The sequence below is a fragment of the Psychrobacter sp. T6-4 genome, assembly GCF_052258425.1.
In the GTDB taxonomy this organism is placed as follows: domain Bacteria; phylum Pseudomonadota; class Gammaproteobacteria; order Pseudomonadales; family Moraxellaceae; genus Psychrobacter.
Window position 1 is genome coordinate 41,970 of the sequence record NZ_JBQQEZ010000001.1, and the last position, 12,719, is coordinate 54,688.

Annotated in this window: 13 protein-coding genes; 8 read left to right on the forward strand and 5 right to left on the reverse strand. The window is 42.7% G+C overall.

What is annotated here, in order from left to right:
- Positions 1-8 precede the first annotated feature (8 nt).
- Positions 9-1,568 carry a YifB family Mg chelatase-like AAA ATPase gene (locus ACTXGE_RS00190; protein ID WP_443541300.1) on the reverse strand — a complete coding sequence of 520 codons (1,560 nt, stop codon included), beginning with the start codon at positions 1,566-1,568 and terminating at the stop codon, positions 9-11.
- Positions 1,569-1,752: 184 nt separating this feature from the next.
- Here ACTXGE_RS00190 and hemN point away from each other — a divergent pair, with 184 nt between their 5' ends.
- Entirely contained in the window at positions 1,753-3,273 is a 1,521-nt protein-coding gene (gene hemN / locus ACTXGE_RS00195) for an oxygen-independent coproporphyrinogen III oxidase (protein WP_443541299.1), read from the forward strand.
- 65 nt (positions 3,274-3,338) lie between these two features.
- Here the strand turns inward: hemN and ACTXGE_RS00200 are convergent, their stop codons facing one another.
- The 4 genes from ACTXGE_RS00200 to ACTXGE_RS00215 all read right to left on the reverse strand — a co-directional run bounded on the left by ACTXGE_RS00200 (position 3,339) and on the right by ACTXGE_RS00215 (position 6,518).
- Positions 3,339-4,199, reverse strand: a complete 861-nt coding sequence (locus tag ACTXGE_RS00200) for an SPFH domain-containing protein (protein ID WP_435951080.1) — start codon at positions 4,197-4,199, stop codon at positions 3,339-3,341.
- Positions 4,200-4,406: 207 nt separating this feature from the next.
- On the reverse strand, positions 4,407-5,018 hold the full coding sequence (locus ACTXGE_RS00205; protein ID WP_435949912.1) for an NfeD family protein: 612 nt from the start codon (positions 5,016-5,018) through the stop codon (positions 4,407-4,409).
- Between the two features lie 192 nt (positions 5,019-5,210).
- Positions 5,211-5,786 (reverse strand): porin family protein, encoded by a 576-nt coding sequence (locus tag ACTXGE_RS00210; protein WP_435949913.1) that lies wholly within the window; start codon positions 5,784-5,786, stop codon positions 5,211-5,213.
- Between the two features lie 189 nt (positions 5,787-5,975).
- Complete coding sequence (locus tag ACTXGE_RS00215) at positions 5,976-6,518, reverse strand: porin family protein (RefSeq protein ID WP_435949914.1); 543 nt, start codon at positions 6,516-6,518, stop codon at positions 5,976-5,978.
- A 395-nt stretch (positions 6,519-6,913) separates the two neighbouring features.
- Here ACTXGE_RS00215 and ACTXGE_RS00220 point away from each other — a divergent pair, with 395 nt between their 5' ends.
- From ACTXGE_RS00220 to ACTXGE_RS00250, 7 genes are all read left to right on the forward strand, one after another.
- Entirely contained in the window at positions 6,914-8,287 is a 1,374-nt protein-coding gene (locus tag ACTXGE_RS00220) for a tyrosine-type recombinase/integrase (protein ID WP_443541298.1), read from the forward strand.
- A gap of 159 nt (positions 8,288-8,446) precedes the next feature.
- A complete protein-coding gene (locus ACTXGE_RS00225) occupies positions 8,447-9,127 on the forward strand; it encodes a hypothetical protein (RefSeq protein WP_443541297.1) in 681 nt (226 codons plus the stop codon).
- A 116-nt stretch (positions 9,128-9,243) separates the two neighbouring features.
- The gene (locus ACTXGE_RS00230) at positions 9,244-9,498 is read left to right on the forward strand and encodes a helix-turn-helix transcriptional regulator (RefSeq protein ID WP_443541296.1); all 255 of its coding nucleotides are present in this window, start codon (positions 9,244-9,246) and stop codon (positions 9,496-9,498) included.
- 2 nt (positions 9,499-9,500) lie between these two features.
- Complete coding sequence (locus ACTXGE_RS00235) at positions 9,501-9,782, forward strand: helix-turn-helix domain-containing protein (RefSeq protein WP_443541295.1); 282 nt, start codon at positions 9,501-9,503, stop codon at positions 9,780-9,782.
- The gene (locus tag ACTXGE_RS00240; protein ID WP_443541294.1) at positions 9,775-10,056 is read left to right on the forward strand and encodes a hypothetical protein; all 282 of its coding nucleotides are present in this window, start codon (positions 9,775-9,777) and stop codon (positions 10,054-10,056) included. The genes ACTXGE_RS00235 and ACTXGE_RS00240 overlap by 8 nt, the downstream gene beginning before the upstream one ends.
- Before the next feature lie 173 nt (positions 10,057-10,229).
- Entirely contained in the window at positions 10,230-10,409 is a 180-nt protein-coding gene (locus ACTXGE_RS00245; RefSeq protein ID WP_443541293.1) for a hypothetical protein, read from the forward strand.
- Positions 10,396-12,660 carry a YfjI family protein gene (locus ACTXGE_RS00250; protein ID WP_443541292.1) on the forward strand — a complete coding sequence of 755 codons (2,265 nt, stop codon included), beginning with the start codon at positions 10,396-10,398 and terminating at the stop codon, positions 12,658-12,660. The genes ACTXGE_RS00245 and ACTXGE_RS00250 overlap by 14 nt, the downstream gene beginning before the upstream one ends.
- The last annotated feature ends 59 nt before the right edge of the window (positions 12,661-12,719 follow it).

A 12,719-nucleotide genomic window follows, 5' to 3' on the forward strand; every position in this document is an offset into this window, starting at 1 on the left:
ATAGTCAATCACTTACTACGGTAACTGAGCGCTTCGGACACATGAGCGCTGGTGATGTCGATGCTATCGGCAAGATCGGCGATGGTACGGGCAACTCGCAATACACGGTGATAACCACGCGCTGATAGATTGAGACGCTGCTGCGCCATCTGTAGTATCTTTTGCTCGCTCTCGCCTAACTGAACGTGCTCATCAAGCTCGCTAGGACTTAGCTCGTTATTGACCTTGTTTTGTCGCGTTAGTTGACGCTGATGCGCTGCGGCTACTCGAGTTTGTACTTGCTCTGAGCTCTCCCCCGCTTGCGCGTTTTGCAGATCGGCTATTGGTAGCGCAGGTACGGTAATATGCAAGTCAATACGATCTAGTAGTGGCCCTGAGAGCTTATCTTGATAGCGCTTGATCTGTTCAGGACGACAGCGGCAACGATTAGAGGCGTCGCCATCATAACCGCAAGGACACGGATTCATCGCGGCCACTAGCTGAAAGTTGGCAGGAAAAGTCATCTGTGAGTTGGCGCGGCTAATGGTAATTTGCTTGGCTTCTAATGGTTGGCGTAGTACTTCTAATACACTGCGCTCAAACTCAGGCAATTCATCAAGGAACAACACGCCTTTATTGGCAAGGGTAATCTCGCCAGGTTTGGGACGTGAGCCGCCACCAACCAAGGCGACTGCTGATATGGTGTGATGCACTTGACGAAAGGGGCGCGTACCATAGTCATACTCGCTATCTGCGACCGAATAGGTACTAGCGACCTCTAACGCATCCTCAGCGCTAAGATCTGGCAGTATCGTTGGTAGGCGCGACGCCATCAAGGTCTTACCCGAACCTGGTGGTCCTGTGAATAGTAATGAGTGCCCGCCAGCAGCTGCGATCTCAAGCGCTCGGCGCGCATGATGCTGACCCTTTACATCAGCTAAATCAACTTTATACCCTGTATGTTTGGGGGCTGGCGTTGGCACAACTGGTGTCAGCTGTTTGTCCGTCATGGTGGCACCCGTTAGCGCTTGCAGATGATCACAAACCGCCTTTAGACTTATCGCGCCAAGTACCTCTATACCGTCCACTCGGCTGGCCTCAGCGCCGTTAGCGCTTGGTACCATAAGCTGACGCGTTGCTAATGTCTCTTTCGTTATTGTCTCTTTTGTTACTGTCTCTTTTGACGCGGACTGTTCAGCCTTAATGGCTCGGGCAACAGCAAGGCTCCCAGTTACTTGTCGTAGCTCGCCATTTAGAGCCAGCTCTCCGATAAACTCAAACCCAGTGAGCACCTCAGGCTCAAGCTGACCACTGGCGGCCAAAATACCAATGGCAATGGGCAGATCCAAACGCGCGCCGTCTTTGGGCAAATCAGCTGGCGCAAGATTTATGGTTAAACGCCTGTTGGGGAACTGAAATCCTGAATTTATAATAGCTGAGCGCACCCGATCTTTACTCTCTCTGACTGCTGCGGCTGGGAGTCCGACGATAGTCAGTGCAGGCAAGCCTTGAGAGAGATGGACTTCGATGATAACTTGCGGAGCATGTAGACCGACTACGGAGCGGGTATAGACTTGCGCGAACGACATGAGCACTTCCTTATGCAGATTGATTGATAATAAAGTATTATCTACTGACGCGCAAATGTCGTGTCATTGATGATTTTTTTGAGCCAATAAACCCTTAGACCATAAATTACCCCTACTTTTATTAGGGATTTGATATAATAAAATGACATTACTAAACGTTTACAATATAAAAAAGGATACGGACATGGCAGAATTTGATCATTACGCACATGACGCGCCGCCTACTACCGTGCGCCCTACCGCCCAGCCTGACAACCCTTATGCTAGCACGCGCGGCAGTATCACCAGTAAGCAGCTCCCTGCCTTTGACGACGCCATTATCCAAAAATACAATCGTTCAGGGCCCCGCTACACGTCATATCCAACGGCACTAGAATTCTCCCCCATCGCTGAAAATCTAGAGACAAAAATACTCCAAAAGCGTGAAGCACGCGCGCCATTATCTCTGTACTTTCATATCCCTTTTTGTCGTCATCTATGCTATTACTGCGCTTGCAATAAAATTATTACTAAAAAGAACAGTGACTCGGGCGATTATTTAGCGTATTTGATCGATGAGGTAAAACAAAAACGCCGTTTGCTAACTGCGCCAGAGGGTAGTGATAAGCCTATCGTTAAACAGCTGCATCTAGGCGGTGGTACGCCGACGTTTTTGCGCGATGAGGAGCTGGTGCAACTGTGGAAGTTTTTGCAGACGCAGTTTGAGTTTTTGGATGAGGATAAAGGGGATTACTCTATCGAGATTGATCCGCGCGAGCTTGGAGATAATACCCTCAAAACGTTGCGTAGTCTTGGTTTTAATCGCATTAGCTTAGGGGTGCAGGATTTGGATGACGCGGTGCAAATCGCTGTCAACCGCGTCCATTCAGCAGAATTGATTGCTCATATCTTGGCTGAGGCGCGCAAGCTTGGTTTTGGCTCTATCAACATTGATTTGATTTATGGTCTCCCGCATCAGACCCCTGATACACTTGCCAAGACCGTTGCACGCATCATAGAGATGTCACCTGATCGTCTGTCTGTGTTTAACTACGCGCATTTGCCTGAGCGTTTTAAAGCGCAGCGGCAGATCAAGGATGAGGATCTACCTAGCCCTAGCGACAAGCTCACTATGCTTGGCAATACGGTCAATATGCTCACTGCAGCAGGCTATCAATATATCGGTATCGATCATTTTGCCAAAGCGGATGATGAGTTGGCGATAGCACAGCGCGCCGGTAAATTACACCGTAATTTTCAGGGTTATACCATCATGGGCGATTGCGATTTGCTCGGCTTTGGAGTCTCAGCCATCAGCCAAATCGCCAATAGTAATACGCGCTATATTTTGCAAAACGATACCGACTTGCAAGCTTATAAGGAGAGTATTGATAAGGCACGTCATAACCCTAACCTGATTCCTGCTGTTAAAAGCATCAAAACCTCACTCAAAGACCGTCTGCGTGAGTACGTGATTATGAATCTGCTTTGTCACGACTATATCGACTTTAAAGACGTCAATCAAAAATTTGGTATTGATGCAGTGACTTATTTTATTGATGAGATCAGCCAGTTGGATGCTATGCAAAAAGATAAGCTGATAGATATGGATGCAGCGGGTATTCGCGTTTTGCCCAGAGGTCGCCTGCTTGGTCGCAACGTAGCGATGGTGTTTGATGAGTATCTAAGCGTCAAACATAAAGACCGTTTTTCTAAAGTGATTTAACCGTTCATAGTCACAAGAGCAGCCAAAAAAAAGACCTCAAGCGAGGTCTTTTTTTAAATTATGGACTACACTTTAAACTTATCACCGACCATACCTTTAACGGTGCTCAAAATATCAGCAGGTAACACGACCATTTTTGAATTATCAGACTCTGCCAGTTTACGAATCGACTTAATGTACTGCTCGCCAAGTAAGTAGACAATCGGCATCTCTTCATCACCCATCGCCGCGGTAATAAGGCGAATAGATTCTTCTGAGCCTTTGGCCAGTACCACTTGCGCTTCAGCATCGCGGCGTGAGGCTTCAAGGCGACCATCAGCTTCTAAGATAGCCGCTTGCTTTTGACCATCAGCACGGGTCACTGTTGCGCGGCGTAGACGCTCTGCTGCGGCCTGCTCTTCCATAGAGGCTTGCATGGTTTGTGAGGGGTTAATGTCTTGAATCTCAACGGTCTTTAGAGTAATACCCCAATCAGCGATATCTTCTGAGATAGCATGCTTGAGCAAAGCTTTGATCTCGTCACGACTAGACAGAGCATTGTCCAAATCCATCTCACCAATGATAGAACGAAGTGAGGTCTGTACTAAATTGCGGATACCATACTCATAATCTTCGATACCGTAGACCGCTTTGTCTGGACGGACAATATTGATATAAGCGACCGCGTTGGCAATAATGACAACATTATCGCGGGTGATGACTTCTTGTGATGGAATATCGAGTACGATGTCTTTGGTCGTCACTTTGTACGCCACTCTATCAATGAACGGAATAATCAGCGTCAGACCAGGCTCTAGCGTCTGATTGTATTTACCTAAGCGCTGAACCACCCATTTATAACCCTGCGGTACGATGCGTACCCCTTTAAATACGGTAAAAGCTACTAAGGCTATGAGAAGTATCATCACAATACTGACGCCACTCATGTTATTTATAATGCTGTTCATAGTGCTCTCCTTGAGCCATTGCTATCAAGAGCGCAGCAATGTTAAAAAATTTTGTCTAAATCATTACGGTGCTTGACTAGCGTTATATTTGTAGAAAAAATTCACACCACCTTTAGCTCTACGTCTGGTAATGTCAAAGTTCTGGCGATATCAAGGTAGCTTACAATAAAGATTCTGAACCATACCTCACTTATCGATAAACTTGTTCTTCAAGCGCACGCTATCAAGATTAGGTTTGTTGAGATCAAGCCGACTAGCTTTTGCTTTTTCGGGTATGACTCGGCTCTCAACAGGATTGATATTAGGATGAGTAGCAATACTTGGCGCGGCGATACGTTTGGTTGGTGCAACCATTAGATCGTTACCACTTAATCCTGTGACTATAACCCGATCGCCGACCTCTACGCTCTCACTACGAATACGACAAGGCCACTCATCAGCGCCAAAAATAGGGACATTAAAGCGGATGATTCCGGCAGTATTCTTTTGCGGTTTGAGTACGATCATACCCGTCTCACCAATGAGCGTACTACTATCTAGTCCTGCTTTACTGCGATTAATAGATAGCGGTTTGATATATTTGATCCAAGCAAACATAAATAGCACCGATAGTACAAGCCAGATAATCACTTGAAAGACTAAAGGCACAGGCAAGAGCCATGCTAGGGCGGCGACAATCAATGCTGCTGCGCCAAACCAAAGGCTTGCAAAAGTAGGAATAAATATCTCAGCAATCATCAACACAAAGCCAAGTACCAACCAATGCCAAGGCTCAATCATCCAAAGGGTCTCAATCATCGCTGTATGCTCCTATGCATTCCTATTCTTTAATGTAGCACAGTTAAGCGCTTACTATTCTCTTATAAATCAATAATATACTGTTATTTATAGCTTATCGGATTTGATAACCTAAAAGTTATTAATAAAAGTTATAGGCACAAAAAAACGACCACCGAAGTGATCGTTTTCATTAGATAATTGTACTATATCCTAAAATTTAAAGTGAGCACCTACAGTGATACCATCTACATCTAAGTCTTCAACAGAAGGATAGAAATTATACATAGCTTCAATGCTCGCCATAGGAGTAAGGTTATACCCTAAACCTAAGCCACCAGCTACTCCTGTATCGGATTCGCTAAAACTATCGTTTTCACGCGTGTCAAAATTATCAGTATAATCGACATCAATCTCGTTTTTTGCAATACCTAAGCGGCCTTTAGCGTATAACGCAGTGTTAGGAAATACATAATCATAAGTAGCGTATAAGCCGTAAACATCACCACTATACTCTGCCTTTTCAAACTCATCATCAAAAGCATCAGCATCGTTAGTAGTCAGATACTCAGCTTCAACACCGAATTCTGGCGTGAACTTATAACCGCCATACACCCCATAAGAAAAAGCGTCATCATCAACATCATCAGGGCTATACTGACCAACTTTAACACCAGCATAAGGTTGTCCAGTATAACCTGCTACGCCAGAGAACAAAGCAGCTTGCGCGCTGACACTTAGTAGTGAACCTGCGACTAAAGCAATTAAAGACTTCTGTAAATTGTTCATATCTTTCCTTTAATAAAAGGCTGAAATTTAAAATATAGATTCGTCGTCTTTGGGCTCATACTGCAAGCTTTCGTGACAGATGCATAATAGCAAGAAAAATCGTTAGAACAAACAAATGTTTTTATGAAATGCAAACAAAAAACGACCACCAAGGTGATCGTTTTTTATATCAATTATAGTAATAAAATATTAGAACTTCAGATGAGCGCCTAATGTTAGAAGTGACGCATCAGCATCGCTATCCATCATGGCATATTCAGCTTCAACACTGAAATCTTGATTGACTGAATATCCTAAACCGATACCACCAGCAATGCCTGTATCACTTACAGAGTCACTGCCACCGCCATCAAAATCAGCTTCTAATTCTGTTTTAGCAATACCGAGTTTACCTTTTGCATATAAGGCTGTGTTCGGGAAAGCATAGCGGTAAGTACCGTAGGCACCGTAAGTCTTGACGTCATACTCTCCATTGAAGCCACTATCTAGATCCGCATCATCTGATCCGACGTATTCTACTTCCATACCAAAGTTTGGGTCAAAGTTATAACCTGCATAGATACCATAAGCAGTTGGATCATCACCGTCTACATCAGTGTCAAACTGACCAATCTTAGCACCAACGTACGGCTGACCTGTATAACCATTGCCGTAAGTAACAGCAGCTTGTGCACCAACGCTAACGAACGAACCAACAGCTAATGCGAGTAATGTTTTTTGTAGAGTTTTCATTGTATTCTCCATTAATTTAAATATGACAAACAAGTTATGTATTTATGTGAGCTTTTTGCTCTATCGTCCTGTTTGCTAACGATGAGTACATAGTAACAAAGTATTTCAAATACTCTGTAGCCTATTGAGGGCATGATGGTTAAGAAGTGCAAGCAATCATCTCCTAATGGGTTACAAAGGCTAAGATATGAAATCTTTTGTTACATGAGTAGATTTTGAGCAATATTTATGTCCATGAATGGCCTTTTTTAATTAAAAAAAACGCACTCCGAAGAATGTATCTTTTGATAACTTATGATAAACCTTGATAACACTACAACCCTTTAATATTAAAGGCTTTGACGGTATTATATAACCTGTGATAACCTGAGTTAATCGCTAAAAACAGTCAGTAAATGGCTACCAAAGTGGCTACCAAAAAAACAGGTGATAAGAACATGGCTAAAAAAGAGATAACTACCGACACCCAGATCAAGCGAGCTATCAAAGAAACTGTTCAAGCCGATACAAAAGCCAGTTATCCGATAGCAGGTTATAAAGGCTTAGAAGTGCGTATAAGACCGCATAAAGATAGTACAAGCGCTACAGTCGATTTTAGACACCGCTACACCCACCCTATCACTGCTAAACGCCCTTATATGACATTGGGACAATATCCAGCGTTAAGCCTTGCCGATGCTCGCCAACATTACAGCGACAACATGCAGTTACTCGCAAAGTCTATTGACCCGTTAGAGCATAGAGATCAAGAAAAGCAAAAAGAGCTTGCTGAACGTAAAAACACCTTAAACCACTTCATTAATGAATGGCGTGATGTTCAAGCCAGCAAACACTTAAACCCTACCACGTACAAAAAGAATGAAGTTATATTAAAGCTGATAGATAACAAACTAGGTCAAATGAAAGTCACTGACATAACGCCTAGTGTCGTTATTAAGTTTGTTACTGATATTCAAAAGACGCATGTTGCAAAGGGTTTAAAGACAAGAACCATATTAAAGAGCATTTTACAAATTGCTAAAGCTCATATGATTATTGAGTACAACCCAGCAAGCGATCTACAAGGTACGCTAAAAACGCATACTGTCAAACATAGCCCAGCATTAAGTAATGATGTGCATACCTTCGCCGAACTGTTAAACGATATTGACCAGTTAGAAGATGCAAACCAACTTTATAACAAAAGTATCTTACAGCTATTAGCACTTACCTTTGTCCGTATTGGTGACGCTTGTACTATGAAGTGGGCAGATATTGACTTGAACGCTAAGCAATGGGTTTTTGAGCCGCAAAAAAGCAGAGGACGCGGCGACATGATGGCAAGTATGGTTATACCATTAGCACCGCAAGCCATAGCTATACTTGAGCGTATGCAACCGCTTACAGGTGATAGTGAGTATGTATTTCATAACACTAGACGCAAAGCAGCGCCATATCATCATAAGCAAGAAATTAACAAGGTAATGAACAGTGATCTTATGAATGATGGTAAAGGCTACAAAGGTATTCATACACCCCACGGTTTTAGAGCAAGCGCTAAAACTATGCTAATGGAGCGACTAGGCTATGATGAATTGATAACCGAGCTCGCACTAGGTCATACCATGCTTAATCAGTATGGTAGAGCTTATAGTCGTTTTAATTTTTTAGATAACAGAACCAAAATGATGACCGACTGGGCAAACTACCTAGACAATATCAAAGCTGGCAAGTTTGATAATATTATTCATGCTGATTTTAAGAGTCATAAAAATATAAAACATGGCTGATGTTGCACTGACAAAACTGACAAAACCACTTTGACGACTCGATGTTGTCATAACAAATTGCAAGGCTAGGATTGATCCCCGAACGGCAGCGATTTACACACCTTAAAGCCGCCACCGCCTTGCACCTTATTTTATTAAAAGGTGTGTAAAGGTGTGAGTATGGATATTAAAGAATTAGCAAAAGTAGATGCATTGATAGATGCTGACCTTGTACTTAGTCTTAAATCAGATATTACTAATCGCATGACATACCTGAAGTTATTCATGAAGTCATTCTTAGTTAATTCAGAATACTATTCTAAACTTTATGATTTTAATGCAGATGATTTTTATCAGTGCTACAAGTTAGATGGTTATAGTTGTATCAAAAGCATGATAAACGCCAATGTTTTGGATAGAAGCAACCAAGACAAAGAGCGTTACAATGAATATTTATTATTACTTCTAGCATTGGAGAGTTTGAAGCGGAATAAGTGTAAAGATGCTTTAGAATTATACAAGAATGCCTCTTTATGCGGTACAAATCTCACACCTATTGAAAGGCGAGAGCGTACAGACAAAATAACTTTCACTAATGTAGCGCGTGAAGTATGGAGTTATGATACCTCGCATATTTTAATGCCAGCCCACGTTATAGAAATCTCAAAGCAGATAACTGGTATCAGTCGCTCAGAAAAAACCTTAAAGAGGTGGCTAAATGATGAAATTATCCCCCCTATTGAGATATTAGAAATAATATCAGAAAACAAAATGCCTAGAGGCAAGACAGTAAATAAACAGCGGACACTTTTAATAGAACTAATTTACGATAAGCTAAAAGGTTATTGTAATGAAGCGTAACTATTAACCCTACTATGCTAGCCTGACCCCCTCAAGCTAGAATGACCATCTACCGCCTTATCTATCATAATCCTAATATGACACCTGTTACTAATCATTAACTAACAGGTGATCTTATGACACGAGTCAATCCAACCATCAATAACAGCCATCAAATTAAAGATGAGCAACCAGCCCCACTAAACCCTCAAGGCTATTCACGCATTCAGCCTACAGCCGACCTAATCGGACTACACCACCAAACACTAAGACGCTGGTGGAAAGCTGATAAATTCCCTAAGCCAATTAATATAAACGGTATTCCTATGTTTAGGAATAGCGATATTTTGCGCTTTATTGAAAATCAGCAATCAGTTAGCGAGGGGGTTTAATTATGACTACTACAGCCACCAGCACCGCCCCAGTGACCAACCAGCCAGCACCTAAGACACAGATTGATATTGTTAGAGCACACTTAATGACAGGGGCAACCATAACCACGTGGGACGCATACCGCCTTTATCAAATCACATGCCTAGCACAGCGCATTCATGACCTAAGAACCGCAGGGCTAACCATTCAAAGCGAGATAGTCACGCACAATGACAAGCGTTTTTCGGTCTATTGGCTTGATGAAGCTACCTTATTAGATAGCGAGGTGGCAGATCATGAGTGAAGCCGATTTAATAAATAAAGTCATGGAGAGTCTAAAAGAGCAAGGTTATTTGATGATAACTGATGACTTTATCGACCAGCTCATCATTACCTTACATGCCAACGTAATCACCATCAACAGTCTGATCAAGATAGTAGAAGTAGAAAACAAACTACTAGCTTTAAGCGGTGCGTTACCGACAGGTGATAGGCAAGTAAATTCACTAAAAGAGCTATCCACACGAATAGCAGAAATCGCTTTTAACGTTGAAGGGGTAAGAGATGAGCAAAGATAACAAAGCCAAGTTAAGAGCCGACCACAGCCAATACAGCTACAATCAGCACCCTAAACGCAAGCGCTCGCTAATCGGTTTTATCTCAATAATAGCTTGCTTAGTAATGTTGTTATTAGCCACCTCATGCCAGCCCAAACACCCTCAAACATTCACAAATTTGGAGGTAATAAGTTATGACTGATAACTCAGACAAACCGCAAACCTTTTTTGATGCACAAGTCGCCTTTGCTCAGTCAAAACATGGCAAAGCACAAAAAGCAAAACATAAACACGGTTACCGCTACCGCCAAATCAAACAGGCAGCGACTCAGACGCGAAGTGATGCTAAGGAGTGTAAAGATGATAACCGATAAAAATAACAAAGCCCATGCTATCAGCACAGGCTTGTCACAATTTATAGCAGATTTTAGACTCGCTACATTGGCAGATGTAACAGGTCATGGCACGTTAGAAAGCTTACTAAGTAATGGATCATTAAACTCAGTTATCTATCTAGATAGAGATATTAGCATATTTACAGGAGCGCTGGCAGGAGAAAAGCAGCTCGACACTGCTAACACTATCGGACTGCTAAAAGTTAATAATCAAGCTGAGATTGTCACACTCGCCAGCATACCGCTTGACGATAACGGACGTATCTTTATATCTGATACCGAGATACCAAGCGCCTTTGTCATTGGCTCAATGAGTCGTGATAGTAAGTGGATAGTCATAGCTGATATTGCTGAGGCAGTGCGCTGTTATAACGCTTATCGTAAATTAGGTATTGATATAACGGTACTCACTTGCCTTGTACCGAGCTTGTTTAATCGAACGGTGAAACATTTTGCAGAGGTGCAGCAAGTAACTATCATGACCACTTCACAGCACAAGGCCAAAGTCATAACACCGCTTAAAGGCGTGAATGTTGAAGCCATTATTTGTGAGCATACGCTCATTTATGACGCGCTTGAGTTTGATGCTGATTATGATGACTTAATCGCTGATGCTGAAGTTATCGACTTACAGGCGCTAGGCAAACCAAAGCCCAAGCCAATCAGTCAAACACTGCCACCAGTTAAGACACTCACAAGCGATATAATGCCAAAACTGCTATGGGATTATGCTTCAAACTGTGCTGAGCGCTTGAGCGTACCTATTGAATATGTGCTAATGCCCTTGATGGTATCGTTAGGCAGCTTGATAGGCTCAAAATTGAGCATCTACCCGAAAATGTACGACAACTGGGAAGTAGTACCGAACTTTTATGGTGCAATCATTGGTAACCCATCAAGTAAGAAATCACCGTCATTATCTGATGGATTGAAGCCTATATCGCATTTAGTCGCACTGGCTTCAGACAAGCACAAGGAGGACAAGCTCGAGCATGACACCCAAAAAGAGCTAAACAAGCACATGACAAAGGCAGCTGAGAAGCAGCTCAGTGACCTTGCCAAAAGACTAGCGACCCAAACTGATGACGACGCTGAGATAAGCCAAGATGATCTCAAAGCCAAAGCGCAAGAATTGGCAGAGTCAAAGCAGAGTGATGAGCTGATACCTGAGATCAAACGTTACGTAACTGATGACGGTACGATTGAGAGTATCGGAGAGCTTGAGAGCAAACACAAAAACGGTATGCTGGTAAAGCGTGATGAGCTGACAGGTTGGCTTGCTTCATTAGAGAGTGAAAGCAATCAACAAGCGCGATCATTCTATCTTGAGGGCTTTAATGGTTTAGGTAGCTTTCAAGTCGATAGAATAGGCAGAGGCTCAGTGTTTATCGACACCCATTGTTTATCGGTTATTGGTGGTATTCAGCCTGACAAGCTCGAGTATTACCTATCTAAAACCATGAAAGGGCTAGGCAATGACGGACTTATTCAGCGCTTTCAGTTGATGGTTTACCCCGACCCATTACCAAACAGTAAAGAGCGTGACTTGCCACCTGACAAGCCAAGCCGTGACGCTATCTATAGCTTGTTTGAAACGATTGATAGTATGCAGTTAGGTGACTTTATGCGCTATGGTGCAAACCCGATTGATGACTATCACAAGCGCCCTTATTACCGCTTTACTGATGACGCTTATCAAGTGTTTATGAGTTGGTATGACGCGCTTAAAGTAAGAGCTAGTGACGCTGAGCATAGCATCATAGCTGAGCATCTAATCAAGTATGCTAAAACAGTACCGTCATTAGCATTAGTCTTTCACTTAGTCGATTGTATCGAACATGGTACGTCATTAGGTGCAGTCAACATGAACGCACTTAAAGCAGCGCTAGCATGGTGCGAAGTGTTAGAGAGCCACATGATGAGAATATATAGCACTGTCACCGATAGCGCGAATATCAAAGCCTCTTATTTAGCCGATAAAATAATGAAAATGGTCAAAAAGGGAGCTGACAAAACTGACACAACCGACTGGATCAGTCATGGCTTTACGGCTAGGCAACTGATCCGCAAAGGTTGGAAAGGTTTGACTGATACTGATGATGTACTTAATGCGCTTGAAATATTAGTCGAAAATGACTGGTTAAGCTGGCAGGAGATACCAAGCACAGGGCAGGGAGGCAGACCGACAGAGCGTTACTCTATCAATTCAAGATTGACCGAGATTATATAGTTTTTGTCAGTTATGTCAGTGCAGTATCTAGGCGTTATTTAAAAATAGCGCCTTTTTTA

Coding starts and splice junctions, on each gene's coding strand:
- ACTXGE_RS00190 (WP_443541300.1), bottom strand. CDS start 1,568: ATGTCGTTCGCGCAAGTCTATACCCGCTCCGTAGTCGGTCTACATGCT.
- hemN (WP_443541299.1), top strand. CDS start 1,753: ATGGCAGAATTTGATCATTACGCACATGACGCGCCGCCTACTACCGTG.
- ACTXGE_RS00200 (WP_435951080.1), bottom strand. CDS start 4,199: ATGAGTGGCGTCAGTATTGTGATGATACTTCTCATAGCCTTAGTAGCT.
- ACTXGE_RS00205 (WP_435949912.1), bottom strand. CDS start 5,018: ATGATTGAGACCCTTTGGATGATTGAGCCTTGGCATTGGTTGGTACTT.
- ACTXGE_RS00210 (WP_435949913.1), bottom strand. CDS start 5,786: ATGAACAATTTACAGAAGTCTTTAATTGCTTTAGTCGCAGGTTCACTA.
- ACTXGE_RS00215 (WP_435949914.1), bottom strand. CDS start 6,518: ATGAAAACTCTACAAAAAACATTACTCGCATTAGCTGTTGGTTCGTTC.
- ACTXGE_RS00220 (WP_443541298.1), top strand. CDS start 6,914: ATGGCTACCAAAGTGGCTACCAAAAAAACAGGTGATAAGAACATGGCT.
- ACTXGE_RS00225 (WP_443541297.1), top strand. CDS start 8,447: ATGGATATTAAAGAATTAGCAAAAGTAGATGCATTGATAGATGCTGAC.
- ACTXGE_RS00230 (WP_443541296.1), top strand. CDS start 9,244: ATGACACGAGTCAATCCAACCATCAATAACAGCCATCAAATTAAAGAT.
- ACTXGE_RS00235 (WP_443541295.1), top strand. CDS start 9,501: ATGACTACTACAGCCACCAGCACCGCCCCAGTGACCAACCAGCCAGCA.
- ACTXGE_RS00240 (WP_443541294.1), top strand. CDS start 9,775: ATGAGTGAAGCCGATTTAATAAATAAAGTCATGGAGAGTCTAAAAGAG.
- ACTXGE_RS00245 (WP_443541293.1), top strand. CDS start 10,230: ATGACTGATAACTCAGACAAACCGCAAACCTTTTTTGATGCACAAGTC.
- ACTXGE_RS00250 (WP_443541292.1), top strand. CDS start 10,396: ATGATAACCGATAAAAATAACAAAGCCCATGCTATCAGCACAGGCTTG.